Raw genomic sequence first — 246 nt, forward strand, 5'->3', positions numbered from 1 at the left:
GCCTTGGAATTGGCTGCCTTGTGGGCGGGTTCGTGGCCGAGAAATACTCGGTCGTTCCGGGAAGTATCACGCACATGTTGGCGATCGCGGCAGCGGCAGTATTCGGGCTGTCGATGGTCAGCAACTTGATGCAGCAGATTCCCGAATGGCTGGCCGCTGCTCGCCGGAAGATTCTCGGGAGCTAAATGTGCTCATCCTTATCAACCAAATCGCAAACGTAGCGCTCCTGCTGCTTTCGCTGTGGGC

Annotated in this window: 1 pseudogene; it reads left to right on the forward strand. The window is 57.7% G+C overall.

Features of this window, described 5'->3' with window-relative positions:
* Positions 1-185, forward strand: a pseudogene (locus CDV46_RS18610) (hypothetical protein); the annotation flags it as partial.
* Positions 186-246 lie beyond the last annotated feature (61 nt).

The organism is Pandoraea sp. PE-S2T-3, from assembly GCF_002179965.1.
In the GTDB taxonomy this organism is placed as follows: domain Bacteria; phylum Pseudomonadota; class Gammaproteobacteria; order Burkholderiales; family Burkholderiaceae; genus Pandoraea.